Source organism: Kordiimonas aestuarii (assembly GCF_025574465.1).
Lineage (GTDB): Bacteria > Pseudomonadota > Alphaproteobacteria > Sphingomonadales > Kordiimonadaceae > Kordiimonas > Kordiimonas aestuarii.
The window spans coordinates 704,047-730,337 of the sequence record NZ_JAOBPP010000021.1 but is presented as its reverse complement, the minus strand read 5'-3'; the positions used below and the strand labels follow the sequence as shown (position 1 = coordinate 730,337).

General features: G+C 49.8%; 24 protein-coding genes and 1 pseudogene. 14 read left to right on the top strand and 11 right to left on the bottom strand.

Translation table 11 applies throughout. From position 1 onward, the window contains the following. The first annotated feature begins 10 nt into the window (after window positions 1-10). Entirely contained in the window at window positions 11-1,024 is a 1,014-nt protein-coding gene (locus OEU85_RS15945; protein WP_262692511.1) for a M23 family metallopeptidase, read from the top strand. Window positions 1,025-1,383: 359 nt separating this feature from the next. Here OEU85_RS15945 and OEU85_RS15940 read toward each other — a convergent pair whose 3' ends face one another. Together OEU85_RS15940 and OEU85_RS15935 are read right to left on the bottom strand one after the other, a co-directional pair. Continuing rightward, on the bottom strand, window positions 1,384-1,713 hold the full coding sequence (locus tag OEU85_RS15940) for a VOC family protein (protein ID WP_262692510.1): 330 nt from the start codon (window positions 1,711-1,713) through the stop codon (window positions 1,384-1,386). A gap of 19 nt (window positions 1,714-1,732) precedes the next feature. Beyond that, window positions 1,733-2,236: pseudogene (locus tag OEU85_RS15935) on the bottom strand (magnesium chelatase subunit ChlI family protein); the annotation flags it as partial. A 16-nt stretch (window positions 2,237-2,252) separates the two neighbouring features. On the opposite strand from OEU85_RS15935, the gene OEU85_RS15930 reads away from it, so the two are divergent. Beyond that, complete coding sequence (locus tag OEU85_RS15930) at window positions 2,253-2,657, top strand: helix-turn-helix domain-containing protein (protein WP_262692508.1); 405 nt, start codon at window positions 2,253-2,255, stop codon at window positions 2,655-2,657. Between the two features lie 131 nt (window positions 2,658-2,788). On the opposite strand, the gene OEU85_RS15925 is transcribed toward OEU85_RS15930, so the two are convergent. Next, window positions 2,789-3,880 carry an IS110 family RNA-guided transposase gene (locus OEU85_RS15925; protein WP_262692507.1) on the bottom strand — a complete coding sequence of 364 codons (1,092 nt, stop codon included), beginning with the start codon at window positions 3,878-3,880 and terminating at the stop codon, window positions 2,789-2,791. Between the two features lie 728 nt (window positions 3,881-4,608). On the opposite strand from OEU85_RS15925, the gene OEU85_RS15920 reads away from it, so the two are divergent. Further along, window positions 4,609-4,986: a hypothetical protein gene (locus OEU85_RS15920; RefSeq protein WP_262692506.1), complete on the top strand. Its 378-nt coding sequence runs from the start codon at window positions 4,609-4,611 to the stop codon at window positions 4,984-4,986. Between the two features lie 52 nt (window positions 4,987-5,038). Here the strand turns inward: OEU85_RS15920 and OEU85_RS15915 are convergent, their stop codons facing one another. Then, the gene (locus tag OEU85_RS15915) at window positions 5,039-7,735 is read right to left on the bottom strand and encodes a calcium-binding protein (RefSeq protein ID WP_262692505.1); all 2,697 of its coding nucleotides are present in this window, start codon (window positions 7,733-7,735) and stop codon (window positions 5,039-5,041) included. Window positions 7,736-8,002: 267 nt separating this feature from the next. Between OEU85_RS15915 and OEU85_RS15910 the strand changes: the two genes are divergently transcribed. The 3 genes from OEU85_RS15910 (at window position 8,003) to OEU85_RS15900 (ending at window position 10,546) form a co-directional block, all read left to right on the top strand. Further along, complete coding sequence (locus tag OEU85_RS15910; protein WP_262692504.1) at window positions 8,003-8,770, top strand: hypothetical protein; 768 nt, start codon at window positions 8,003-8,005, stop codon at window positions 8,768-8,770. A 257-nt stretch (window positions 8,771-9,027) separates the two neighbouring features. Further along, on the top strand, window positions 9,028-9,810 hold the full coding sequence (locus tag OEU85_RS15905) for a GNAT family N-acetyltransferase (RefSeq protein ID WP_262692503.1): 783 nt from the start codon (window positions 9,028-9,030) through the stop codon (window positions 9,808-9,810). A gap of 241 nt (window positions 9,811-10,051) precedes the next feature. Beyond that, window positions 10,052-10,546, top strand: a complete 495-nt coding sequence (locus tag OEU85_RS15900; RefSeq protein WP_262692502.1) for a helix-turn-helix domain-containing protein — start codon at window positions 10,052-10,054, stop codon at window positions 10,544-10,546. Window positions 10,547-10,626: 80 nt separating this feature from the next. Here OEU85_RS15900 and OEU85_RS15895 read toward each other — a convergent pair whose 3' ends face one another. After that, complete coding sequence (locus tag OEU85_RS15895) at window positions 10,627-11,406, bottom strand: hypothetical protein (RefSeq protein WP_262692501.1); 780 nt, start codon at window positions 11,404-11,406, stop codon at window positions 10,627-10,629. A gap of 204 nt (window positions 11,407-11,610) precedes the next feature. Here OEU85_RS15895 and OEU85_RS15890 point away from each other — a divergent pair, with 204 nt between their 5' ends. From OEU85_RS15890 to OEU85_RS15865, 6 genes are all read left to right on the top strand, one after another. Then, window positions 11,611-12,237 carry a glutamine amidotransferase-related protein gene (locus OEU85_RS15890; protein WP_262692500.1) on the top strand — a complete coding sequence of 209 codons (627 nt, stop codon included), beginning with the start codon at window positions 11,611-11,613 and terminating at the stop codon, window positions 12,235-12,237. Between the two features lie 11 nt (window positions 12,238-12,248). Continuing rightward, window positions 12,249-12,944 (top strand): glycine zipper family protein, encoded by a 696-nt coding sequence (locus tag OEU85_RS15885; RefSeq protein ID WP_262692499.1) that lies wholly within the window; start codon window positions 12,249-12,251, stop codon window positions 12,942-12,944. A 28-nt stretch (window positions 12,945-12,972) separates the two neighbouring features. After that, window positions 12,973-14,145, top strand: coding sequence for an aminotransferase class V-fold PLP-dependent enzyme (locus tag OEU85_RS15880; RefSeq protein ID WP_262692498.1), 1,173 nt, complete (start codon window positions 12,973-12,975; stop codon window positions 14,143-14,145). 27 nt (window positions 14,146-14,172) lie between these two features. Beyond that, a complete protein-coding gene (locus tag OEU85_RS15875; RefSeq protein WP_262692497.1) occupies window positions 14,173-15,309 on the top strand; it encodes an OB-fold nucleic acid binding domain-containing protein in 1,137 nt (378 codons plus the stop codon). Window positions 15,310-15,729: 420 nt separating this feature from the next. After that, on the top strand, window positions 15,730-17,145 hold the full coding sequence (locus tag OEU85_RS15870; RefSeq protein ID WP_262692496.1) for an isocyanide synthase family protein: 1,416 nt from the start codon (window positions 15,730-15,732) through the stop codon (window positions 17,143-17,145). Window positions 17,146-17,155: 10 nt separating this feature from the next. After that, complete coding sequence (locus OEU85_RS15865; protein ID WP_262692495.1) at window positions 17,156-17,968, top strand: Stf0 family sulfotransferase; 813 nt, start codon at window positions 17,156-17,158, stop codon at window positions 17,966-17,968. A gap of 145 nt (window positions 17,969-18,113) precedes the next feature. Here the strand turns inward: OEU85_RS15865 and OEU85_RS15860 are convergent, their stop codons facing one another. The 3 genes from OEU85_RS15860 to OEU85_RS15850 form a co-directional block, all read right to left on the bottom strand. Further along, window positions 18,114-18,914 (bottom strand): metallophosphoesterase, encoded by an 801-nt coding sequence (locus OEU85_RS15860; protein WP_262692494.1) that lies wholly within the window; start codon window positions 18,912-18,914, stop codon window positions 18,114-18,116. Window positions 18,915-18,989: 75 nt separating this feature from the next. Then, window positions 18,990-21,713 (bottom strand): type IV secretory system conjugative DNA transfer family protein, encoded by a 2,724-nt coding sequence (locus OEU85_RS15855; RefSeq protein ID WP_262692493.1) that lies wholly within the window; start codon window positions 21,711-21,713, stop codon window positions 18,990-18,992. Window positions 21,714-21,735: 22 nt separating this feature from the next. Further along, window positions 21,736-22,107, bottom strand: a complete 372-nt coding sequence (locus tag OEU85_RS15850) for a hypothetical protein (protein ID WP_262692492.1) — start codon at window positions 22,105-22,107, stop codon at window positions 21,736-21,738. Window positions 22,108-22,248: 141 nt separating this feature from the next. Here OEU85_RS15850 and OEU85_RS15845 point away from each other — a divergent pair, with 141 nt between their 5' ends. Together OEU85_RS15845 and OEU85_RS18655 are read left to right on the top strand one after the other, a co-directional pair. Beyond that, a complete protein-coding gene (locus OEU85_RS15845) occupies window positions 22,249-23,031 on the top strand; it encodes a DNA/RNA non-specific endonuclease (protein ID WP_262692491.1) in 783 nt (260 codons plus the stop codon). A gap of 11 nt (window positions 23,032-23,042) precedes the next feature. Next, window positions 23,043-23,327, top strand: coding sequence for a hypothetical protein (locus tag OEU85_RS18655; protein ID WP_394805426.1), 285 nt, complete (start codon window positions 23,043-23,045; stop codon window positions 23,325-23,327). Here OEU85_RS18655 and OEU85_RS15840 read toward each other — a convergent pair. From OEU85_RS15840 to OEU85_RS15830, 3 genes are all read right to left on the bottom strand, one after another. Continuing rightward, complete coding sequence (locus tag OEU85_RS15840; protein ID WP_262692490.1) at window positions 23,319-23,687, bottom strand: hypothetical protein; 369 nt, start codon at window positions 23,685-23,687, stop codon at window positions 23,319-23,321. The two genes, OEU85_RS18655 and OEU85_RS15840, sit on opposite strands and share 9 nt — an antisense overlap. A 399-nt stretch (window positions 23,688-24,086) precedes the next feature. After that, window positions 24,087-25,271 (bottom strand): type IV secretory system conjugative DNA transfer family protein, encoded by a 1,185-nt coding sequence (locus OEU85_RS15835; protein ID WP_262692489.1) that lies wholly within the window; start codon window positions 25,269-25,271, stop codon window positions 24,087-24,089. An 88-nt stretch (window positions 25,272-25,359) separates the two neighbouring features. Continuing rightward, window positions 25,360-26,226 (bottom strand): HNH endonuclease, encoded by an 867-nt coding sequence (locus OEU85_RS15830; protein WP_262692488.1) that lies wholly within the window; start codon window positions 26,224-26,226, stop codon window positions 25,360-25,362. Window positions 26,227-26,291 lie beyond the last annotated feature (65 nt).

Sequence of the window (26,291 nt, the reverse complement as noted above, 5' to 3'; positions counted from 1 at the left end):
GAGACATGGCATGGTTGGCACAACAGGAACACCGAAACACCTTGTCGCGCTGGCCATCGTTTCGATACTGCTTTCGGCCTGCGAGCAAAAGAGCTCGGAAGCAACCCCACCGGCCAACCCCGATGGTCTGCATTTTCCCGTAGCCTGTGAGCCAGGAAAAGACTGTTGGATCGCGCGGTATGTCAACCACGGCCAAGGCGGAAAAGCCAAGGATTACCTGTGTGGTGGCCAAAGCCAGCCCGGCCACAAAGGCACCGACATCGCCATCGCCGATCTCGGCCGCATGGCGGACGGCGTGGCGGTGCTGGCAGCCAAGTCCGGCACCATTCTTCGGGTGCGGGATGGCATGCCGGATGTGTCGGTACGCAAAACCGGCAAGGCGGAAGTTGAAGGACAGAAGTGCGGCAACGGCATCGTGCTGGCACATGACAATGGCGACGAGAGCCAATATTGCCATCTCAAGAACAACAGCATTACCGTAGCGCAGGGTGACACAGTCACGGCAGGTGACCAAATCGCTGAGATTGGCCTGTCGGGCCAGACAGAGTTTCCCCACCTGCACTATATGCTGCGCCGTGACGGCCAGATTATCGACCCCTTTGACGGCAGCACCATGTCCGACGTCTGTGACGCCAGCGGGCCCATGCTGTGGGCGCATGATATCGCCTATGAGCCGCTGGTGCTCTTTGAGTTACAGGCCTCGGAGGAACCACCCAAACGTGAGACAATCTGGCAAGCCGGTGCAAACATCCTCAGCCGGAACAGCCCGGCGCTGGTGCTTACAGCCCGGGCCATGCACATCCGCCAGGCCGACCAGTGGCATATGGTGATCAGGGACCCGAAGGGTAAAACATTTGTCGATCAGGACATGGATATCGACAAGGACCATCAGTTCTACTACCGCTTCATTGGCCGCAAACAACCAGCGGGCGGCTTCATGCCCGGCATCTGGACCGGCGAACTGACAGCCTCGCGCGCGGACAAGGATGAAAAAAAGGTCAGAATCGAGTTTCGGGTCGAATAGTGCTCAGGCCATTCGCCCTGTTCCCATGCTCAGGTGATGAAAGCTTGCGGCCATCAGCGTGGCCAAAACCGGTGGCTGCATAAGCAGCACAGCAAGCGTAAAGGGTAACATTCCTCCCCCGAGTGCCAATATCGTCGTTATCGCCAGTGCCATTGCACAACTTGTCAAAAGGGCGGACCAGAAAACCTGTCGCGTTCTTAAAAGCCGGTACTGCCGCCTTTGCCAAACCATGCACACGAACGGCCCGACAAGGGCGACCCGCGCCACCCATATCGCGGGCGCCGGTAAAAAAATTGCCGCCGCAAGCACTGCGCCCATGCAACCGATGCCGATGATATACCTCAGCTTGCGGGGCATGTTCAGAACTGGTCAAACATGACCACATTGCCGTCCGGGTCCTTAAGGACGGTGTGGCAGGGACCATCGTCACCCTGGGCTTCCTTGTCGATGTGGTACCCGGCGTCCCTGAGCACTTTTTCAACCGCGCGGGTGTCTGACGGATGGAACGTCAGGATATTGTCTTCAAACATACCTTCAAACAGGCCAATCTTGGCCTCCCCGTTCACCATAATCAGCCACTTCTTGTCCTCATCGCCGTGCTCGGCCTTGAAACCCAAAGTCTCATAAAACCGGCGTGATGCCTTGATGTCCTTTACCGCAAGGCTGACAGAAAAAATCCCGAGATCCATGTGCGTTCCCCATTTTGCGTTATCCCGCCGCTGTCATTGCCATGTGTGGGCTCATGCGGCGGTAGGTCAGTGCTTCGGCGATATGGCTGCTGGTCACATCTGACGCGCCCTCAAGATCCGCCAGCGTACGCGCCACCCGCAGCACCCGGTGATAGCCGCGGGCTGACAAGCGCATGCGATCGGTCGCGCGCTCCATCAATATCCTGCCGCTGGTGTCAAGCCTGACCACCGCTTCAAGAATTTTACCGTCCGCGCGCGCATTAACCCGCACAGCCTCGGGCGCGCCCAGTGCGCTATAGCGCCGGTGTTGTACCTCGCGCGCCCTGAAAACGCGCGCAGCGACATCCGCCGATGTCTCCGCCGGTGACGGCAAGGTCAGATCGCTCGCGGATACCGCGGGCACGTCCACATGCAGGTCCATTCGGTCATACAGCGGGCCTGAGATTTTAGACTGGTAATCCAGCGCGCACTTGGGCGCACGCCCGCACGCCAGCGCCGGATCATCCAGATAACCACAGCGGCATAGTCGCGTTGCCAACATGTCATTTCGCCTTTCCATAGAAAGATCAAAACCTTATCCAAAACACCCGAAAACTATAGGAGAGCATATCCTAAAAAAACGCCATGAGCTCGGCCTTTTCCAACGACATGTAGCAGCACAAATAGGTGTCAATACATGGACGATCACTAACTGGGAAAAAGAGGCTACTCACCCGGAAATACAATTTTATCCGGCTATCATATCGTTTCTTGGATATGAGCCCTTTCCAGAACCGCGAACACTGGGTGAGATGATTAAGTTCAAGCGCCAAAGTCTCGGACTTTCGCAACGGCAATTCGCGGAGCTGATACAGGTTGATCCATCGACGGTGCATCAGTGGGAGCACAATCGCCGAAAGCCATCAGGTTCGGCAGGACAAAAGCTCAATCAAATTCTCGCATAAGCCAGGATGGAAGTTTGTGGCTAAACCATATCGCTTGGGACTATAGACACACTCTCAGAAATTCTACACTACCCGGCCATTTCCAGAACGGATTACGTAGCATGATATTGGTCCGCGTGATGATAATCGGCCTAGTGCAAATCTGGTAACTTCGGACAGACATAAGGTTGGATTTCATATGCCTGGGAAAAGTTGATGAGTCTGAAATTCCGGACCGTGCACCGATATTTGAGCAGGTAGAATACTAATCCCAGCAACTTTCTCGCTGTCGCAGTTCGTGCTTTACGATAGCCTTTTCGACCCTTTATCCGGTCGTAGAACGCTCTTAAGCTTTCGTTCTCTGCAATTGCATAATTGGCAGCCATCGTTATCGCTGTGCGTGCTTGAGTGTCTCCGGTCCGGGTTATGGCACCAGTTCGGAAGCGCCCGAACTTTTTGCTCGGCAACGGCTCACCTGCCGACATACGGGTGCGCGGCACAATGCCGAAATATGAACACAACTTCTTGGAACTTGGAAAGTCATCAATGCTGTCGATGTATGAAAGCAGCGTCGCGATGGTTATTGGTCCGAACCCTGGCAGGGGGCTAAGCGATTTATATCCCTCAAACTGCTCCACAGCGATTTGGATCTTTTTCTCAAGAACATTTATCGCCTTGTCTAACTGGAGCATCTGCAAGTTCAAAATATACCAACTCGCATCATCCCCGAATCCAAAGACGCTTGTATCAATTTGGCTGCGCCATTTCTCATGTCGCATCTTTGTCTCTGGAATGGAGAGGCCGTTTCGCGCCAAGACGGCATGAAGGAAGTTCATTGTCGAAACCCGCGTCATCACGAGCTTGAAGCGGGTGGTGACAAGGTTGCGCAACTGCTGGGCTGCCTCAGATCTGAAGCGAGCTCTCGGAAGAATGCCATATTCAAGACCGAAAGCCAGCATTCGGGCATCGTGTGCATCAGTCTTTTTGTTGGATTTAGATATCAGTTCATTCCGGGCCGCGTTGACATGCACCACCTCCCTTACATGCGGCCTCACCGCTTTAATGAACGGACGCGACATACTCATTGCTTCGACAGCTAATGAATCAAGGTAGCTCAAGGTTGCAATAAAAGCACTTACGCCTGCTTTGGTGTTTTCAAATTCTGCGGTAGCCTGCTCTTCCTCAGATTGCCGATAACAGACAGTGAATGTCCTCTTATGCAAATCCACGCCAACATAGGTCATGATGCCCCCCTTGGGTTAGGTGGCTGACTGACCAAACGAACGGTCGACATAAATCACGGGTGGATCCGGTAACGCCATAAAGCTATACAAGCATACGGGTGTTTCCCAACCCTACGGCAGCGGTTAGCGTTCCCCTTGCTCTTTCGAAAGCAGCGGGGCAGTCAGCCAACACCATTTTAACCTGAAAACGCCGCGCTGGCGTGTGAAGGTTAGGATATTGGCATCCCAAGCTCACCAGTGGTACAGTTGCCAGTCAGTTGAGGAGGCACGGTATGAGATATGCCCTAATTAGCCTTATATGCGTCATAGGCGTGCTCCAGGCAGCCCTTACCGCAAACGCGAGCGAGCACTCAGCAAAAACACTGCGGTATATTAAGCCAGTTCTCTCAAAGGCCCAATGCGTCCAGCAGATTCTCGCATACAGGAGCGCCATTTCATTTCTCGAGGGCCAATTAGAAAAAAGCCCACAAGCGGTCATCTATAAAAGTCCGACAGGCAAAACCCTTAAAGTCGAGAACCGTTTCCGCAAACAGGTCCAGTACAATCAAGGTGTACTCCGTGCTGGCCTGTCATCCAAGATGAGCCATTGCCGAAGTGCATTAAGCTGACTTCATCAAAAACCCGAGACATTTACCAATTCTGCCCATATGCTGACCTCCACAACCTGGCCTTGACGGGCGATTTATATGTATGGCGTAGGGGCGCCATTCTATCTTAGGGGGCTGATAATGCGTATATGTCTGGCGACAACTATTTTACTGCTTTCGGTGTCTTCGCCTGGCTTGAGCGTGAGTGACTCGACCGACCAGTTGAATACACGGGTGCAGCGGCTTGAGATGGAAGTCCTACAGCTTCGGCAGGAGAATGTGGCACTGTCCGCGAAACTTGCCGAGATTCAAAAGCTTGTATCGGAACGCTTGCCACCGATTGCCGGTGCCGCCGATGCGGAGCAGGGTACCTGCCAACAACGTATCGAGAAGCTGGGGAAGGAACGTGAGAACTTGAAGAAGCTAGGCCTACAAGACCGTCACCCCGACGTGTCCCGTATCACTGCGAAGATCCAGACAATATCCAGTGAATGTGAAGTCGGACAAACCCAGCGATAGGCAGACCATATGGAATGTTTTTCAGGCACCAGAGTTAGTTGATTGGTTTTCCCTAAATTACCATCGTAACACTCGCCAAGTCGCTTACCTGAAGCCCAATCAGAAACACGCTGTTGCCCCCACCGAGGTCGACCAGCACTCCTGTTTCTCCGTCGTATGTAGCTTCCGTGGATGCTGCGATAACCGCTTGCACGGTGTCGAAGCGAGTTTCCAAATACCGAAGATCCAATATGTCTTCTGAGACGTCAAAATCTGTAACTGTATCGTCGCCAACTGCTCGACCAAACACGAATCTATCTGCGCCCCCCTGCCCACTTAACCTGTCATTCCCCTGGCCGGCCCAAATGGTGTCGCCTCCATCACCGCCATCGACTGTATCAGCACCAGCGCCATTAAATAGAGTGTCGTTGCCGTTGCCCCCTATAAGGATGTCATTGCCGGCGGCACCCCACAAAAGGTCATTCTCACTACCACCATCCAAGAGGTCATCGCCATCACCGCCTCCGATCGCGTCATTACCGTTAGCACCCAAGAGTGTGTCAGCGCCACTGCGTCCTAGTACAAGGTCATTGGCGCTTCCACCAACCAAGCTGTCATGACCTGCGCTCCCGGCCAATGTTTCTGGGGAGACTTCAACTTGGTCTTCAACAGAAATCCGGTGAAAGGTGGAGTGGCGCAACCCTGACGCATCGACCGCAGTAACGCGGAGCCGAATGCTGCTTCCCATCTCAAAATCAAGAGAAACATCGTCCTTTAGTTTCAGGGTATCCCCAACCACTTCGAACCTATCATCGGACACAGTGTAGCTTATGGCTTCGCCTTCAATATCATTGCTTGAAAGGGTGCCGATAATTGCGCCGACAGTATTCTCGTCCACAGTACTTGACGACAGCCTCACAGTGGTTGGCGCATCGTTGACCGGCGTCACATCAAGAGTAACTGTGAGACTCTCGGACAGGAGCCCTGTGTTGTCTTCGAGACGCACCGAGAAAGCAGCGAGGTTCGCGCCATTTGCATTAGCTGGCGGTGTATAGACCAGCAGCCCATCCGCGAGGTGGGAGGCGATGACGCGCGTTCCGACCTCGACCGCGATGCCATCCAACAGTAAAACCCCAGTCGCGGGTAAACTGTCGATGATGACTGCAGCGAGCGTATCCAATGGGTCTGTATCACGAAACGAAAATTGGAAACTCTGAAAGATATGACTTGTATCTTCATCCAGCACGGCTGTGAATGCACGCCCAGTCGGATCTTCTTGAGTATCAGGCAATGGATCATTCAGAGCGATAAAGTCACTGGCAGAAAAGTCTGTAGAAGTGACGTCCCGTACCACCCCGATAATTTCGTTCGTATCTGTGACCGATATGACAACAATCGGCCGGGAGTATTCATCCGTTACTACTTCTATCTCGTCAGTAAGGGTGATGTGTGATAGCGAAATACCGTCCAGAGCAATCTTATCATCACCCGGAGTGAATGAGGAAATTTCGTCTGCATCGTCAAATGTACCGTCGCTGTCGCCGGAACGTAAAACGAAAACATCCGTCCCCATAATGCCCTCGAGCAGGTCATGACCCTCGCCGCCATCCAATGTATCGTCCCCAAACGAACCCCAGATTGTATCGCGTCCTGATCCCCCGAAAACAGTGGCATCGTGAGTGTAGGCGTAGATAAAGTCATCACCCACGCCTGCGTTTATAGACACAGCGCTATCGCTGGACCATCCTCCGCCGTAGATTGTATCGTTACCGTCCCCAGTAAAGAGAGACACCTCAGCCTCGTGTGACCAGAGTGTAATGATGTCATCGGCGGAGGTGCCCGCAACAGTTGTGGTCTGCTGGTAGAAATGAAGGCTCCATTGTTCGAAATTTACATGACCCGTATAACTCTCGAGGTTAAACGCCCCATCGCCTTCAAAAGTAATAGCCAGGGCATCAATGCCGTCGCCACCATCAAGCAAGAGAAAATCGGACGGATCTGCGAGGCCAATATGGACAAAATCGTCACCGGATCCCGCGTCAATATAGTCGCCCGCATCATACACAGCGATCGTATCATCACCATCACCCCCGATCAGAGTGTCTGTGCCGTACTGGGCTGATATATCGTCATCGCCATCACGCCCATCAATATAATCGTCTGTAATGCGATACCCTTCATTAGGCCCTGGATTCGCGGGTGTAGGTATGGACGGGCCGGAGGGATTCACCAAGACATCGTCCCTCTCGGTGCCAATGATTCTCTGGTCAACTGCCGTGCTGTCCAACTCGGTGGTCCAATAGGCGTAGGCGCCTGTCGTCGCAGTGGCATCGGAGATGCCATATACCATCAAGTTTTCGCTCGTCAGGCTGTGCAAGTAGTCTGAGTAAATGGTGCTGCCGGACGTGGCTCCGTCCGAAACGGAGAAGACTTGCCCATTTATCTCGATCTCTTCGACTTCAGCGAGGGTAATGCTGTTTCCCTCTTCATCTGTCAGGACATAGTTAAGTCCAAGCGTATCGTCGAGTTCGGCTGTAATACTCGAGAATTCTTCGAGACTATCAACTCCATCGAGTGAGATGATAGCTCGGTCTGTTCCCTCACCGCCAATAACCGTGTCGTGCCAGCTACCTGTCTTGTCCGTTATTGTGAAACGGTCATTGCCGCTGCCACCAGACAGATAGTCCGATCCGTTCCCGCCGGAGAAATTGTCATCACTTTCGCTTCCCGTCAGGCTGTCGTTACCAACAGTTCCAACATAGACCCCCATGCCGATCTCTCTTTCTTACTTTTGCCTTTTGACATCGTTGTACAACATAACGTCAAATGCCCTGAAAGTTGTATTCTTGTCCAGCTATATGCTCGAATTTTGGAAACTCATATATTTCCAGCCATGTTGACCCTCGTGTCATATAGCCTCATTTAATTTATATGCCTCCAGCATTTTTGCCATTGCAACATACATTGAAATTTACGATTATCGTAATACAAGGTTTAATACGAGGACTCTTGGACTCAACTATTTGGAGCGAGGTAAATGAATGGAGAAGGCAAAGTCGGCTTAGAGGTGAAGACACCGCTGTTGGAACTTAGGGTAAGTGAAGCCATTCTTCTTGGCTGTACAAAGCCTATTCAAGATGCATATGGCCTCATAGGAGACTGGATTACGGACAGACGTCGGCATATGCGCGTAGAGCGGCAAGAACGCTATAAGGCACGTGCGGCTCAAATACTAACCGAGACCCAGCGACATCTGAGGAAGCTCAAGATATATGAGCCTGCTAATCTCTCCGACAAGATGCTTGAGTTGGCCGCCTCAGCGATATGGATAGAAGACGATCCTACCCTTCAGCAATTGTGGGCAAAACTTCTGGCAGACACGATGGTACCTAACCGCTCAAAGGATAATCACGGCTTAGCAAGTCTGCTCCAAGGGATGCCACCTGAAGCCGCCAGAACCTTTTCAAAATTGGTCAATTTGGATGTAGAGAGTGGTATCAACCTCAGCCCACATTCCTGCTACACAAAAAAACGGCTGCTTGACAAATGCAATGACTGTGGATTTGACCATGAAGCAGGCTTGGAACATCTACTTCGACTTAGGGTTTTCGAAATTGTACTCATTCCCTTACCCGGGCGCATTCTATTGCCTGTGCCGCAGCGCGATGAACACAACCCTGAACTATTGGCCCAATCGATTGAGAGCCTTGAGGCGACCCTTTCGAGTTTAACCACGTCTTTGCCTGGACAGGCGCTGAAGCTGACCACCATTGGCCAAGCTCTTCGCGAACTTGCATTGGAGTAGATTACCGAAGCTTGGTAGATTGTGTGTGAATCCAGCAAATTTCGTTTCGCAAGAGAGGCGCCAAACCCCAACTGAGTTAGCTTTCTCCTTCATCGCATTGCGATGGTTCAGTCAAATAGTTCCAGGAACGTATATGCTCGTGATCTCACTTCACGCGCGTTACTCTTCCCTACCATCGGCGAAATGGGAAAGTATTTTCAGGAGCCCTTTTCATACACACAATTAGAGGTATAGTCATTGCATGCAGTGATATTGTAATGGGGGGAACTGTGACAGCATGCGTAAGGTCTTCGAGACAGTCAGACATTGTTGAAATAGTCGATAACCACAAATCTTATCGCGCAGATACATACGCCGGACTGGAATCACTTAAACGAATGATCACGACAGCCCATGATGAAAGCGCGCTTCACATCTTGGAGCACACAGGCAAAGTCTTTGGGTACCAGGTTGGAAAGACCGAAGTTGAAACGCTTTATGTGAATGAAGATCACCGCCGCAAGGGCTACGGTACTGCTCTATTAGAGGCGGTGATGTATCGAGCGTTCAGAGAAGGTGTGGCGGTGTTTGAAGTTGAAGTGCATGAGCCCACCTCACTAGCCTTTTGGCGAGCACAGGGCTTCTCAGCCAACAAAAACAACACTGACAGCAAGCGGATCATCGTGCGGAAAGTGCTGGATTTTGATCATGAAACCAATGGCACTTCGCCTGAACACCACGTAATCATCTCGTTTTTTGAAGAAGATGTCATGGAGCGAGCTAAAATGCTGGTATTTCCCCTGAAGGTCTATACGGTGTCGGGCCGCTTTGTTGATGACCAAACTCTTCAATTATCTCAGCGGGTGGTTGGCCTAAACTGTTGGATACCCCCAAATCAAGACCTTGTTCTATGTATCCAAGTCGATGGCGAAGAAATATACTTCCACAAAGCCAAGCTACCCAAAGCTCGCGAACTTGGTGTTCAGGTTGACCGCGACGGAAGGGGGTATTTCATTGACAAACTCAATGTTCGCGAAGAGCAATTTTCATTACGCGCTTAACTGCTGACAGGTGAATCGTTAAACCTTGTCCATAGGATACGAGCCCACTAAATACAGCAGTGAGCACCCTTTCGTCGGCGCCAATTTCAGAAAGCCGCAATTCTGACCATGGGATTATCTGCCGCCCTTCCCACAAGGGAACGCGCCTGACGATACACAATCAACATTGAAGCAGATGCTTATATTGCGGGCCAGAAGGCGGAGTATACGTGAACGCTCGCGATAGACGAGGAATTATGATTTGATCCTGTCAGCTTCCAGTTGGTCGCGATGGGGCATCAATCATAGTCGCGTTGCCAACATGGCATTTCGCCTTTCTGTAGAAAGATCAACGCCTTATCCGAAAAACCCTACAACCATTGGAGAGCATATATTAAAACGGCGGTGTGAGCTGGAACTTTTCCAAAAGGACGTTGGTCAGCAGATTGGCGTGTGTAGCTGCACGATCATGAACTGGGAAAAAGGCAGCTCTACGCCGGAAATTCGATACTATCCGGCGATTATATCATTTCTTGGGTATGAGCCTTTTCCGGAGCCACATACACAAGGTGAGATGATTAGGTTCAAGCGTCAAAGTCTTGGCCTCACCCAACGACAGTTCGCAGAACTGATCAATGTCGATCCATCAACGATATATCAATGGGAGCACAATGATCGGAAGCCATTAGGTCGGGCCAGCGAAAGATTGGCGCAGTTCCTCGCAAATGATGCACACCGAACTCAACTGTGCTTTTAACCTACTTCCGCGATTTTAGGCCATAATCAACAGGTAAAAGGCGAGAGTGGTTTTTTATTAATGTCTAATATGTTCACAACTCATGAAATGTTAGATCCAAACCGCTTTGGCCCCTCCCAATAGCTCACGCGAGTATTTAGAAATTCCAGAGTGTTAACATATTTTCTTCGAATCACCTCAGTCTCAGAATTTGAGACCGCGCCCCCCAAGAACGATCTTATTTTATCAATGTCTTCTGTTGCTTGTTCCCGCGTTCCCCAATAGAGCGGGCTTACCCAGTCTAGCACCCTGTCTGGCCTTTCGGTCACACCGTCCTTTAACGGAATGTCCATATCATGTAGTGCAGAATTGGAACCAATATAGGGAAAGCTTTGGTGAAAGGCACCTCCCGCCCATTCCTGAATACTCTCTACATAATAGGCATCCACTATTGGTTGCCCCACGACTATTTGTTTCTTGGTGTTAATCACCACTTCGCCAAAAGCAAGGCCTGCTCGCATTGGAAGCCCTCGCTTAAACGCCCCACATAATATCCGCGCAACTAGCGTTGCAAATCCGGCTATTCTTTCTTGTTCTCTAACTTGAGTTTTAGGCAGCGGGTCAGACCATAAAAAAAGGCTGTCCGAGAACAAAAGGCGGTGGAGCGTTTCAACACCTTTGTACCAGTTGGGTTTTCGTTCATCGTCTTTTGAGCTAAACTGAGTTGCTGCCCAAGTCAAAGAAGCGGACGCATCAAGATAAAGAATATCAAGCTGTCTTGCCAGGCTGCGAATCCCCCCATCTCTTATTTGAGATCGGAAACCTAATATATCTAACACCGCTACACATCTTTCGACCGGTTGGTAGTCTTTCTCCAACATCACCTTCCCCCATTCTGTTATCAAATTCCTCATGACGCCCAAAACCTACGCAGGCACATCTTGCCTTTGACCAATCTAAGCTGAAAACTTGTTATAAATGGTTGAACGATGCTACTTTTAATTTACCCACGGTCAAGCTCGGTGAACTAGATGATTTTATGTATCGTACATAGCGAATCTAACAATTTGGGAAGAGTTGGCCGCTTGCTTACGGAACTAGGCCACTGTGTGGAGAAGTTAAATATTATACGCGGAGATCAAATACCTACAAGCATTGAGCGATATAGGGGTGTGGTGATTTTCGGCGGAACAATGAACGCGGAGAGCGAACAACATCCAGAACTTAAAATGGAGTGCCGCCTCATTGAAAAACTATTGAAGGCTGGCGTTCCCACGATTGGAGTATGCCTTGGAGGGCAACTCATATCGAAGGTACTGGGGCGTATCGTTGAACCACACCCCGAAGGGGCGATTGAGATCGGCTTTCAAAAAATCTACCCCACATCCCATAGCCACCCTTTATTTTCCAAACCGATGTTTGTTTACCAGTGGCATAGGGATGACATGAAGCTACCTGATGGCGCAAAGTGGCTCGCTCATTCAGATCTTTTTCCCATCCAAGCCTATGAATTTGGAAAGGCCTTGGCACTTCAGTTTCACCCAGATGCAACCTTACAGACCATCAGAGCTTGGTGTGAACTCGGGAAAGAGACTCTGTCAAAAACTGGAGCCCAATCAGCTGAATTTCAGTGTGATTTCGCCGTACAGCATGAAAAGCAGATGGAATGTTGGACTAGAGCTTTGCTATCTCACAGCTTTGCACCTGCGTGAAGGGGGCAACAATGCCACGAAAAGTCAACAAACCGCACAATACAGAAAACGGAACTAAATTGAGCACTCTTGTTACCAACATCAGTGGCTCACTAGTTGGAGCAATGGTAGGCTTGGTAATCGGGGGGCCTGTTGGAGCGGCCGTTGGAGCCGCTAGCGGCCCTACGACCTCATTTGCGCTGGAATATCTAGCACGCCGCCAAAGGCGAGCCCTCCAAACCCTTGAACTGGCGGCCCAGCTACAAAACGAAGGCACCGAAACATTTGTTGCGGCACTTCTGGCGTCAGAAGATAAGGTCGACTTGAGTGCTATAATCCTAAACATGTCCGCCAGCACAAACTTTGATGAAAAACGAGCTGCTTATTCCCAGTTACTTTCCGAGATTAGGCAGGAAGGTGGGAATCTAGAGAAGTACTTCACTTTCTCACGAATTCTGGACCAACTGGACCCCATACATCTAGCGGTTCTCAAGTATATTGACGAGCACAACCCTGAGGGTGATAATTTGTCGGGGCGCACACCTTATGAGATAATTTTGAAGTTCCCTGACTATGAATCGGTATTGAGGTCCGTTGTACGGGTAATGGAGCTACACGGGCTATTAGTAGATGATGCTAGGCTTAAGCCTCTTGAGCACTCAGGCAATGTATATTGGCGAACTACTGAACTAGGCAGGGCATTGTTGGGGGTGGTAGATAATACATAAAGGTACAATGATGGCGAAGGAAACCTCGATGAACAAAGACCAGGCTTGCACGCGCATCCACTTAAACAACGCTGGGGCCTCTATTCCGACAGCACGAGTTTTAGACTCTGTCATGCACCACTTATTGCGTGAGGTTGAGATAGGGGGATATGAAGCAGCTGTCGAGAACTCTCAACTTACCCAGTCTTTCTATGCAAACGCGGCGAAGCTTATAAATTGCGCACCTGAAGAGATCGCATTTACCGACAGTGCAACGCGTGCATGGAATACGTTCCTCTATTCAATCCCATTTAAAGCCGGCGATAAAATTATCACAACAGACCTTGAGTTTGGAAGCAACGTTGTATCGCTACAACACATCACAGAACTGCATGACCTAGAACTGGTGGTCGTCGATACCAGCTCAGGTTCAAGCTCGGTGTCCCAAAAAATATCGGCGTTACTAGATGATAGGGTGAAATTGATTGCTGTTACCCATGTTCCGGCACATTGTGGCTCGGTCCAGGACGTGCAAGCAATTGGCGAGGTCGCTAAAGGTCACTCATGCCTCTACATGATTGACGCCTGTCAGTCGGTTGGGCAAATGAACCTAGACGTAAAAGCGTTTCATTGCGATGCGCTAGTCGCTACTGGACGGAAGTGGTTGAGAGGCCCCAGAGGAACTGGCTTTTTGTTCGTGGCAAATAATGTTGCACCACAACTTGACACCGTTGCCGTGGACCTTGCCAATACTGACTGGGTATATGACGCACGCCCCGGAGCCTCTAGACTAGAGATTTCGAAAACCGCAAAGCGCTTCGAGATTTGGGAACGAAACATTGCCGGTCAGATAGGGCTGGCAACCGCAATCCAGCATTTCCTCGAACTCGATCAATCCGCAGCCTTTTCCCATGTTTCTAAGTTGCGTGAAGAGATTGTATCTACCGTAAAGAATATTACCCAGTTGGACCTATACCCCGAAACCAACCCCCAAAGTGGAACAGTGACGTTTTCCAGCGACACTGTAGATCTAGACAAATTAAAACAGAAACTTATGGAAAAGAACATTAACGTTTCTGTAATGCATGATTGGGACGCCCCGTGGGACTACTCGAAGAAACAGCTTAAGGCCCTAATGCGGGTATCTCCGCATTACTTTAATACCATTGAGGAAATACGAGCCTTTTCTCAGGCACTGCCTGAGGCAGTTGCTGGTCTATAGGTGTTTTTGCCGACTGGAGGGAGCACCATGAACCATAAAAGTGCACTAAGGCTTGAGCATGTCAGAGACATTAAAGCGCAGCTTCGCATCGACGATAAGAGCGCGATCTATGCCCGACTTAGAGGCGTCATCACACATCGTAATAATAGAGGAGGAATTCTTTTCTTAGGCCTTCAAGATACAACCGGGTCCATACAATTAATTTTCAAGCACGATCACTTTTCCGACGCGGAATGGTTACAAGTGAAGTCCCTACGAAAGACTGACTTTATTTTGGCAGAAGGTTTTGTCGACGTTCAAAGTCAAGAAGGGCTGCCTGATCGGCTATCACTAAGTATCACAACAAATCCTATACCGCTGTCCACTGACTTGGATATCGCCGTTTCCGAAGCTGACCAACCATATAGGCGCGTAGGCGGACAAATAATTTTAGCGCGCCTGAAGCAACGAGTCTGCAGCGTACTTAGTGAGAGCGAATTCGTCGAAATTGAACCAAATCTTATCTCCGTGAATTGGAGTGGCGTTGGGCTAGAGCCAATGCGCATAGAATACCCTGGGTTTGGTTATTATACTTATCTTGCCCCTACACCGGTTCCGCAACTCTTCGAGGCTATGATTGCCACAGGTTTGCCACGTATATACGCGTCCGGAAAATGCTTTAGTACCAGCTACAGAGATGAGAAGAGCAGTACCGAAGCATCTGTTGTCTTCGCGATCGCTCAGGATACAGATATTGGTAAGAATTACTGGGAATACCTCACCAAAGTAATGCTATCCGTCTTTGAAAACGTAAAGACACTGCCACGAGATACACGCACATTTGATCCACATCTTTGGGAAACCAAGGCTCTCAAGTGGCCGCCGAGGATAGAACAGATGGACGTAGAGGTCCCAACTGTTCAGCTTTTCAAAAGACCCGATTTGGGCATTCACATTCTGACGCCCAAACGAATGGCAGATGGTGGGTTGTCGCGGCCGGAAGTTATTGAACTCTCAAGGCTAGTATTTCCAGGAAGAAGTGTCATAGTTGAATGTGCAAAAGAAATAAGATTTGGCGGACTAAAAGTCTTGACCTTTTCATTTCACATTGAACGGATGGCTTATCTATTAGAAAACATTCCCATGAGACAGCTTCGTTCGAATACGTTTTGGCACGATAGCTAAACTAGGCACAGTACAACTTTATTATGATTTAGACTGGTGCGTCGAATGCCAATACTAAACATACATACATCTGAAGAAAATATATTATTATTAGAGCCAATAATAGACAACCTTGCAGGAATCGTGGCTGAGTCCTTATGTGTCAGTGATATACAACTGGACTCCTCGCACGTTAGCGTTCGGCTTATTGAATGTAGGGGTAAGACCATAGGGGATATAGAACTGGAAATCATCGCCCATGCTTTCCTTCAGCGTATCGAGAATAAGGACCAGCGGGCGATCGATATTCGCAAGAAAGTCGAGGAGCTACTTCTCCATACAAAGCAGGTGAGGGTATGGTTGCTATTGTGCGAGATGGGATACGGATACCTGCGCGGCTAATCTCGGGCCTACAAAGATTGCCATCGAATGAGGTATATAATGGACGATAGAACGACCGAAACCAACCTCGAGCCCTTTGGTCATGAAAGTGGCAGTTCCAAAATCGAGAGAGTCTGGGATAACGTTCCGTTGGGGGCCTCAATCAATCGCTCTCGGAGTTGCAACTATGACTCAACCAGTGGCTTATTTTATTCTCCGATAGAATACAGCTTTGAAGCAATCGGCAGCAAAATCCCAAGCCTCGAAAGTTTACAAATAGAGAAGCTATTTCGATCATTTGTAAAAGGAGAGTTTGGCAACACGCAACATAAAGTAACACCCCCAAGGCTGCCAAAAGTTGTTGCCACGAAAGTTGCACCTCCTGATTTCACAACAAGATATTTAGAGAAATGCGAAAAGAGCCTCGTATATTCCGACTACGTAAAAGCCGTATCGGAAGTATCTGGTGAAAGCCTAAGTAAGAGTATAGACCTTCTGCTATCTCATCCAGAAATTGGAAACAAGAGTAACGAAAGAAACATCGACCATGATGAGCTGAACAGAGTTGTGGAAAAGAAAAATGACACGGCCGATAGATTAGTTTTCATACTTCCAGCATTCCCCTTTAAAGATCAAAATTATTTCCGTACCGGCTCGGCTCTGCCACATCATTTTGATATGGGCGAGATAGCTCTCCTAGCGAGACTGCATTCGCTATCCATTGCGATCTACCAACTGCACCCATTTGGGGCAGACTGGATCGTTGCATCCGATGGGGTGCTCTATAGTGACATTTTTGGCATAGAGCCAACCTCAGCGCAGAAATATTTTAATCGACTAAAGAGTGTTCGGACATATCTAAACATTCAGGGAACCGTCTCAATATTAGACCTTAAAGACATAATCAATCAGTTCTCCCAAGGCACAGCAGACACGACATACCATAAACTGCGACAATCCGTCGCCGATAGAATCGAGGAACTAGTTGATGGTGGATCTGAGGAATTCAAATTAGCATTCCATGTCTTAATGAGAGGTATGCGACAAAACCTCCCCAACCATCACTTGGTGGAACAATTGGGAGCAGAACGAGCGTGGAATGTCATCATGGACGATTCTTTGGGAAATTTAGACGACAACGAAAGGCTGGCACGTGCGGAAATTGATGAATTAGCGAGGGCTGCCGCCATCTCATATGCGAGTGAGAATATTCTGCTCAAGTGTACAGACCTCCTAAATCAGATGTTCCCAGAGGCGCTTCGCGCTACAGTTCATCCAAAGAAAGGGCAGATTGCTGTGCCGCAGCTGGGCTCTTGCTTCCCTTGGAATGGCGTTGCCCTGATCGAAGATCACCAGACTCTGACACCAGAATCGGTTCGTGTGTTGCGTTTTCATGAAATTGGGCGAAAACACCCAGACCTGATCGCACACAAGGACCTCGAGAGCGACAGCGTTCTTTTCTATTCCCCAGCTTAGGCTTGAAGTCATGACTTTATTCTATAGCACGAACAGCCCTACCTTCGACTTTCCTAAATTCAATGGGACCCCAAAAACAAAATACGTTATCGCTTCTACGCCAAGATCGGGGAGCAATCTTCTAACCCGATATCTGTGGTTAAGCAAGCAAGCGGGAGCACCCGAGGAGTATTTTGCATCCAGATACGTCCAAGACTTTGATAGTCGTTGGAACATGCTCACAAAAACAAATGTTAATTTCGAATCATGGGTAAAAGGCGAGAAGAAGCCTAATATTGCGCATGGCAAGTATCTAGAGAAACTCCAGAAGGTACGCACATCTCCGAACGGCGTTTTCGGAATAAAGATTCACGTTTGCCACTTGGATGAACCTATAAACGCTCACGTGGATTTTAAAGAACTATTTGCCGACTACAAAATCGTTCGAATACGCAGAAAAGACCTTGTCCGCCAAGCCATATCACACACAATAGCCCGCCAAACCAACATTTGGATTCTGGACAACGAATGGCTCAAGAAAAACAATAAAACAAAAGATCCTGTTTATGATTTCGATGAAATTAGCAAAAATATTAAATACCTAGAAGAATTAGAGCAGCAATGGGATCGGCATGTAAAAAATAAAGATTGTGATGTTTTTCAACTACACTATGAAGACTTATCATGCTCACCGAGAGATTCTATTGCAAGGGTATTTAAATTTCTGAATATTGGTAATGTAGACGACGTTCCCAAACCTAATATTTCCAAACAATCTAATGAGATTAATGAGCACTGGTACAACCTCTACCAGGAAACTCTTCAGCGAAAAAAACACCTGTAGACACTCGCGGGTAGATCCGTATCTCTACAGTTACACCCACTACACAACCAAACACAAACCCATCAAAATATGGCCCCACTGAGCGGGAAGGTTCATTCCTCCACGGCTAAAGCCGTGGAGTTTTGTCTAAGACAGGATAAATCTGTTACCCGGAAACGCAAGATGTCTTAGTCCTTGCGTATTGCATCGAAGACACATGAACCAAACTCATTTCTGGGTAACGCAGAGCCGTTAGTGGGCCACCAAAAACGCAACCTGTATCAATACAAACAGTTCCGTTTAGCCATTCTACGTGCTTCACAGCATAGTGTCCATATACCACTAGAGCTTTACCGCGATACTCTGATGCCCAGCTTCGGTCGACAGGCTGGCGCACGTCCTTCCGCAAATTATGAAGCCCACCATACAAACAGTGATGCCATACAGCACTGGAGGTTTGACCATGCATGCTTTCTGGTATACCCGCGTGCGCCACAACAAGTCGGCCTTCGTCCAATACATAATGACTTGGCATACCTCTAATAAAACTGAGCATCTCCTGACAAAAACCAGCGCCCTCCAGTCCCAGCTGAGCAACACTTTCCCGTAGTCCATATCCGGCTTTCACCCTCTGCCCACTCAGAACTTTCATCAATCGAGCTTCGTGATTTCCACAAACGCAGAGCGCATCTCCTGACTCAACCATCGCCTTAACAATGCGTAATGCCTCCGGGATCTGCGGCCCACGATCTACAATGTCTCCCAGGAAGATTGCTTTCCGTCCTAGCGGAGATTCCAATTGGACTTCTTTCTTAATTTCCGTTGCTGAAGAAACCAGTTTGTAGCCCAGCTTTTCGAGAAGCAGCAGAAGCTCCATCGCGCACCCATGAATATCGCCGATAATATCAAATGGTCCAGAGTCGTAATATCTATTAGGCTGGGCATTCCGATATCTCTGTTTGATCACGCCAATCTCCCAGTTTTTGCATGCTGAAACGGTCTGATCGATGACTTTTTGTATGCGACTTCATAAGCGCAGACGTTATGGCCCTTTTTTTACTGACATTGCGATGACTTTAGCAATCGCGCTCCTATGTTCTTTGGAAAGATTTGCGCTGACTTCCTTCCGCCTCACGTTGACTTTATATCCTCGAATGGCCGCGGAATCGACATCAGGAGCTACACTGTTCAAAAACCCCACTACGCTTTCAGGCAGCAAGAAGACTAACTTTTTCAACTCATCTTGGTTTAATGTCTGCGTAATATACAGTTCCAGCGCTCTCAACCGCTTAGCTTCAGCTGCAATGATGAGAATTTGCGTGTATCCAGCTACTAAGCATTTCCTCACATTATTCAGTTCGTGTTCAACGGTAGTTGTCACTGAAATCTCACACGCGATCTTGCGCTTACCTTTCTCTAGCGAAACATCCACCCGGCCTGCACCATCAGCTATTGGTTTTTCAATAATTGCGCGCCACCCTCTTTCTTCTGCGCACCTCTTGATAAGCGTCTGCATATAGACGTGTTTCTGCCCGCCTTGTCCCATCGCTGGTGGCTCTACTGGAGTAGTTTTTTTGCGTTTTGGTCTTGCGGCTTCTGCTGGTGCATTGGCTTGAGGTTCAGTTGCGGTCTGTCGGTCCAATGGATTATGGATAACTTTCGGATGAATGGTCGCTTCAAGTGCTGAAGACACCTTGCCATTCCATCGAACGCAGTACTTTTCCCGGTTCCTATCAATCGCTGATCGATATTCGTCGTCAGATAGTGTCGGCTGCCGCTCTATAGCGCCTAACGGCACAAATAACGTCACCGGCTTCCCTGTCTCATTTCGTATCCAGCAAGCAAATTCCGTCTCATCTTTCCGCTTTTTGATGTTTTGCAGATACTCCGTGCTACACCGTATTTCCTCAGCAAATACGCGGGCATCCTTAGCGCTCACTCCCCCAATCAGCTTGGTGGAAGTGTTGGTCATCATGGTCGAACGCAACGCTGGTGAAAGCTGATCAAGCGTTTGATGCGCAGATGTCAGAGACACCTTGTATTTGCGAGCTTGTATAAGGAGGTCACTGACATTCTCGTCAAAATATTCCTGCGCCTCGTCTACATAGACGTAACAAGGAGTGCGTTTGTCTTTGGGGATGGTGGCCCGTTCCATAGCCGCTTGCACAATCATGCTGATAAAGAACCTGCCCAGGACTTGGCTGCCATCGGATTTGAGCAGGTCTTTCGCGGTATTGATGAGCACTATTTTTCCACTGTTCATCGCTTCAAATATGTCGAGACTGCTGCGGGCTTGCGAAAACATACGGTCGAGCGTGGAATGGGACAAAACACTCCATAGTCTGCGTGCGATCTGCTGTTTCGTCTGCGCAAACGAACGACTGAAAAACTGCGTTTCAAAGAACTGCCTCGTCGTGGGGTCGAGCTTGGCAACATAGGGCTTGAGCGGCGTGGCATCGTCCATGAGTTGACGCATCGTGTGAATGTTCGCGTCGGGTATGGAAAGCATCAAACGTGCAAGATATTTGAATATGACGCCTTGTTTGTCGGTAAGTTCCGCACCGAGGAGTGCTCCAAACATATAGCTGTAGAGGGCTATTATGCCATTGAGCAATTTTTCGCGCTCAACAAGGCCATACCCTTCTATGCGATCCTGTTTGCAGTCGAACATGTTCAGAGCCACAGGATATTCGATATCAGTGGGATCGATGATGACAAGCCGATCAGCAAGACTTCCTTCAGCGGCTGGCGAGAATAGGGCAAGTCTCGACAGCGTCTGGATCATATCGCCTTGGCTATCGATCACGATCACCGAGCGTCCATCTTTTTGCGCCTTCAGCAGGTCTTGATAGATAAGAAGTTGCAGGAGCTGTGTCTTGCCGTGGCCTGTCCCGCCAAGAATATGGCAGTGCTCGAACCGTACCTCCTCAGGAATGGAAAACGGGAGCGGGTGTGACAGCAATAGTTCCAGCGCCGTTCCGCCGTAATAAGCCTCGACCAATTCCAGCTCTGTCAGACCCTTTGCCTCGGTCGGCCACAGAAAATGGGGTGTACTCTTTCTTTTTTGATCTTTCGTAACACCACTGACCCGATAGAGGTTGTCTATCACCTGTTTTCGGAAAGCACCGAAAAGCTCACATTGGCCAATCTGTTCGTCAATGATCGTATCCAGAATGAAATGCAGAGCACCAGGAGGGTCCTTCAGTACGGATATAAGCGGCACATTGAAGGTCGGTGTTTCGTCGTCGTCATCGTCCTCGGAAAGTTCCAACATCATCTCGTCAGGCAGACTTGCAAGAACCGCCAAAATAATCTGTGTCGCCGTGATGGCCCAGACTTCCGCCCGCTTCTCGAAATCGGTGTAGAATCGGATCTTTCTGCGGTAGGCCTCTCGCATCGCATTGATGTGAGTGAGCGGATACTCATCAGACCAAATAAAAGACGGACGATTCCAAAACCCTTCTTCTTGTATGAAAAGGTTTATAGTCCGGACGCATTGGCGAAGCACGGGTATCGAAGGCCGCTGTTCCAGATGTTGGCAGGCATCGATCACGCATGCCACAGTGAGGTCGTCAGGATCGAGGCCTTCGAGTGGCGATTGCAAGTATAGACGCCGCGCCTCGGAAAACAGCGCATGGGCCTCTTGCCGCTCGTTAGTGTGTTGTGTTTTTCCGTGCCAAACATGTTGCCACAGCTCAAACAGCCAAGAGCGAGATGGTCCGGGACCATCGTCGCGCTCAACCAACTGCTCCTGGGTGCCGTCCACGATCTACACTCTGCACCTACCTTCAATCAAAGGTGTAGACTTCTTCACCACCAAAGCTCGCCGCTACATCAAGCATCTGTTTAAAGACTTCGCTTGAGCTCAGAATCTTAGTCTCAAAATCCATCATATCCACTATGCGCGCACACTTCACATGGAGACCTTCAGCCAGCCCCTGCACCGATATGACCGGATATTTATACCCATCAACTCTTACCGATTTGTCAGCCGCCGCTTCAGGGTTGCTGTAGAGCAGTGTGCTGCCCATGTCGTATTTGTTGAGATTGTCTGCCTCCTCATCTGTCAACTGTGCCTTGACATAGAGCGTGAACCACCGGGTGTTGCTGAACGCACCGGCATCCACTTTCTGTCCCCGACGAACCAAAAGCTCCATCATAGCCCCCTCTTTTTCGCGTCACCGAGAGACAGAAGCATACCGCAGTGCGGGAATTAATGCTACTCATGAGGAAGTGTTAGTGTAGTATTCATCTGCAAAAGCTGTGCAGCCAATGCCAACCTAACTTCAGGGGGAAATCAAATGCGCCTTCCTATGCAGATGCTTTCTACTGCATTCGCGATAACTCTGTCAGCCACAGCGAGCCTCGGTGGTGAAATGCATATCGTGCATTGTCTCAAAGGCTGCCCCACTGGCACCCCTGAGACAAATGACCTGATTGTCCGCGAAATTTTTGCTTTGTCCTCAAATGATGAAACTAAGTTTGCCGACTGGGTAGCCTATCGGGTGACTTCAGAGACAATAGGTACATCAAAATCGCTCAGCAGAGACTGGGAGGCTGACCCCTTCTTGGATGACAATGAGACACTCGAGCCTGACGACTATAAAAAAGCGTTCAACCAGCTTCACACCGATCGGGGGCACCTGGCACCGCTCGCAAGCTTTGCGGGCACCATCTTTTGGCGCTCCACCAACATTCTGTCCAACATCACGCCCCAGAAGAGTAACCTCAATCAAGGAGCTTGGGTGGCGCTTGAAAGCGCCGTGCGTGACCTCGCCTATACCCGCAAAGAAATCTATGTCGTCACTGGCCCATTGTATGATGCAGACGAGAACCAAATGACCTTACCCGAGGCCGATGAAACGCACACGGTTCCTACAGGCTATTTCAAGGTGGTCGCATCCGATACGGGTGCAATGACGGCCTTTATCTTTGACCAAGATACAGACCGCAATGCCAACTATTGTGACCATATCAAATCGCTTACCGATGTGGAGACCGCTAGCGGCCTTGACCTCTTTCCCGAAGCATCGACATGGCCAACAGGAAACCTAAACAACGCCCTTGGCTGCTCACCTGAATAGAGAGAATCATCATGAAAAGTCCCCTCATACTGGTAATTTTCTGTGGACTGGTATCAGGTACAGTCGTCGCCGCTGACAAGCCGCTTTCCGACGCCGAAATTCGACAAATCCTGATCCAGCAGTCTCTGGCCAGCTATCCAGGTAACTGTCCCTGCCCGTACAACGTCATGAAAAATGGCAGGAGCTGTGGAAAACGGAGCGCATACAGCAAGCCGGGTGGATATAGCCCCCTGTGCTACCCTGCGGATGTTTCAGACACGATGGTTGAGAATTATCGAAAGAAGCATTCAAGGTAGACGTTTCGGCGATGCCATACGCCGCTTGCCGCCCGCGCGGGCATTCGCTTCAAACACCGCAATAGCAAAACCCCTCGGGGTCGCGCTACGAACACGCTTGGTCTTCTCAGCTTTTCCACCCAACTTTTTCCAGCCTGGGAAATACGGCAAGCTTGGCACTGGCCGTTTTCGGGGTTCCCTAAATCCACCACCGCACCAGATATTCGTGTGTTTGCGGTATGCGTCCCTTGGCGGCAAATACTCAGGATAGTCAGGATGAAGGTCATCTTCAGGAAGATACCCGCCGTAGTCGCAAGGATCGAAGTGAAATGATGGCGGCCCCATAATGCCGCTTGTGGCCCCGATCGGATTTTCAAACATCCACGGTGCACCCGACAGCGTGCCTATCATGCGGCACTGTTCCAATATAAGTGCAGCCGTTGCCTGAAAATATCGATCCCGTGCGGCCTTCCTTTCCCAGTGTCGCGCGCCACTGGCTGCCAGGTCGATACAGGGTGGAAAGCCGATTACCATTTCTGTCCGGCAACTACGAACCAGACGTCCGATCAACCCGAGACAATGTGGTATGTCAGGCGTAGAACGATCAGGGGCAATAACGGCCCCTACCGTATGACAATTGGGCAAGAACGGATGGTTCCGCTGTCCCTTGGGATGGAGCGGGTCGATCATGTAAACGGTATACCCAGCCTGTACCCACGGTTCCGCCATATACGGGCTTTCGTTGCACAAGATGATGACATGTGAAGTGCGCATATATGGTCATTGAGTGAAGTTCCATGATTCCGTTACCGCGCTAAATGGCCTCGACGGCACTCCATCGATCATCAGCTTGATATAGACGTGATAATTGGCCTGCCCGATCAGGTCTTCCTGGCTGACATCAGGATAGAGTTCGCGGGCTAGGTAGGGCGCGTCCTTCCCTCCCACCCGAAAGGCAATCAGCGTTCCCACATTGCCCAGTATGGCAAGCCGAATACTCTCCGGCACCTGATGCAGATGCTGGTGTGAGAGCACCAACCCCACCTTCATCTTCCGCAGTTCGGATACGGCATCGGCAAAACTCTCGGTCGCCATGTTCTGGAACTCGTCCACGAACATGGCAAATGGCACACGCATGTATTCCGGCTGGTCTGCCCGACTGAAGGCAGCCAGTGTCAGCATGGACACAATGAGCCCACCAAGGAGAGAAGACGCATCTTCCCCTATCTGCCCCTTAGCCAGGTTCACAATGAGTATCTTCCGTTCATCCATGACCTTGCGGAACGAGATGGGTTTCTCAGATGTGGTCAGGATGCGGAAGAGCATGGGGTTAGAGAGAAACGCCCCCACTTTGTTGATCACGGGCCCGAGCGCACCTGGCCGATTGAACCCACCAGAAACAAAATCCCGCTCCCAGAACGCCCGCACCTGTGGGTTCTGGATATGAGCAATGACCTGCCTGCGGAAGGCCTCATCAGAAAGAAGGCGCGGGATATCTGTCAGGGTCGCATGTGGCATATCGAGAAGCGCCAGAAGGGCGCACCGCAGAATATGTTCCATGTTGACACCCCACGCATTGCCGCTCCATTGCTTCTTGAACACTTCCAGAATGCCAGACACCACCAGAGGCCGCTTATCCAGTGACACTGGCCTAAGCGGGTTGCAGCCATACGGCTGCCCACTGTCTGGTGCGTTGAGATAGATGAGGTCGGGTTTTCGGTATGCTGGCACGGATGCAGCCATTCGGGCGGCACTATCTCCGTGGGGGTCCAGATACACCAGCCCGCGCCCAGCTCGAATGTCCTGCATGATGAGGTTTTCAAGGAGTGTGGTTTTGCCACAGCCGGTCTTCCCTACCACATACATGTGATGGTGCCGATCTGCCTGCTTGATACCGAAGCGGATGCCGCGATTGCGGAAATTAGTGCGGGCAAAATATGAAATGTCGGTGGTCTGATTGAGCATTGACGCAATTATCTATGTGGTCAGCGCCGGCCACTAGGTACCCTAACGTGCGTTGATTGGGTGGACTGACAGCAGCTCTCCCCGCTCCTCAGTCGGCTGTCTCGTCTAATGTTGGATGAAAGAAAAGTTTGTCGTCCTCATCGTCATGCAGAGGAGTCTCAAAGCGCATTTGAAGCAACTCATTGGGAGCGCTATGAAGAGTCTCCAGCTCGAGCTTGGGTAGCTTTTTATTCAGCTCCAATATGGTCGCTTTGTCGCCACAAAAGCCGACCACGCGGCGATTGTGATTCCATTCGAGAGCCCATGACCAACACATCTTTTCTGGATGTTTGCGAACTGCGACACGAAAAAACCCATCCGCGGTGAAAGCTATAACACGCGGTTCCCAACCTATAACCATATTTGAAAACGTCACCAATACTGGGTTTCCCCAGTCGCCGCGGCAAGCAGTAGCAACGCCACAGAATACGTCAGACCAGAAACGTCCTTTCTGTTCCACTTCCTGAAAAGTGATCCAATAAAAGAAAGCCCTGATATGCATACGCGCAAGCTGATAAACGCGCTGCTCGTCGATTTGTGGTGCCGATTTAAAGTTAAACTTGAACGTAACGCCTGCACTGATTTTGGCGTTGATGTTCACTTCTTCTTCACTCCGAAATACCTTTTCCTGAGTTCGGCGGCTTACAGCATTTTGAGCCTTGCGATGCGCTTCCGCAGCAATCTGGTCATCAATATTAAATCCATCGCCATCATACCCAGGAAGCATCGTGATTGCTGAAATATCGTCCTCAAGGTCGGCCTTTTCACTGTTGCACTGCTCGCAAGCCTTAACAATGAGGTTCCATTGATTGTTGAGTTTTCCTCTGGGGACAAATCTTCGACCAACAACATGTTCTTTGGTAGATGTCTCCTTGGTCAGAAGTATCCCACAATAAACGCAAGTGACGTTGCGCATGACAATTGCCCGATTGTGGGGCAATACCGATAGCTCTGTGCCAATCTTTTTTCGAGGTCGCGACA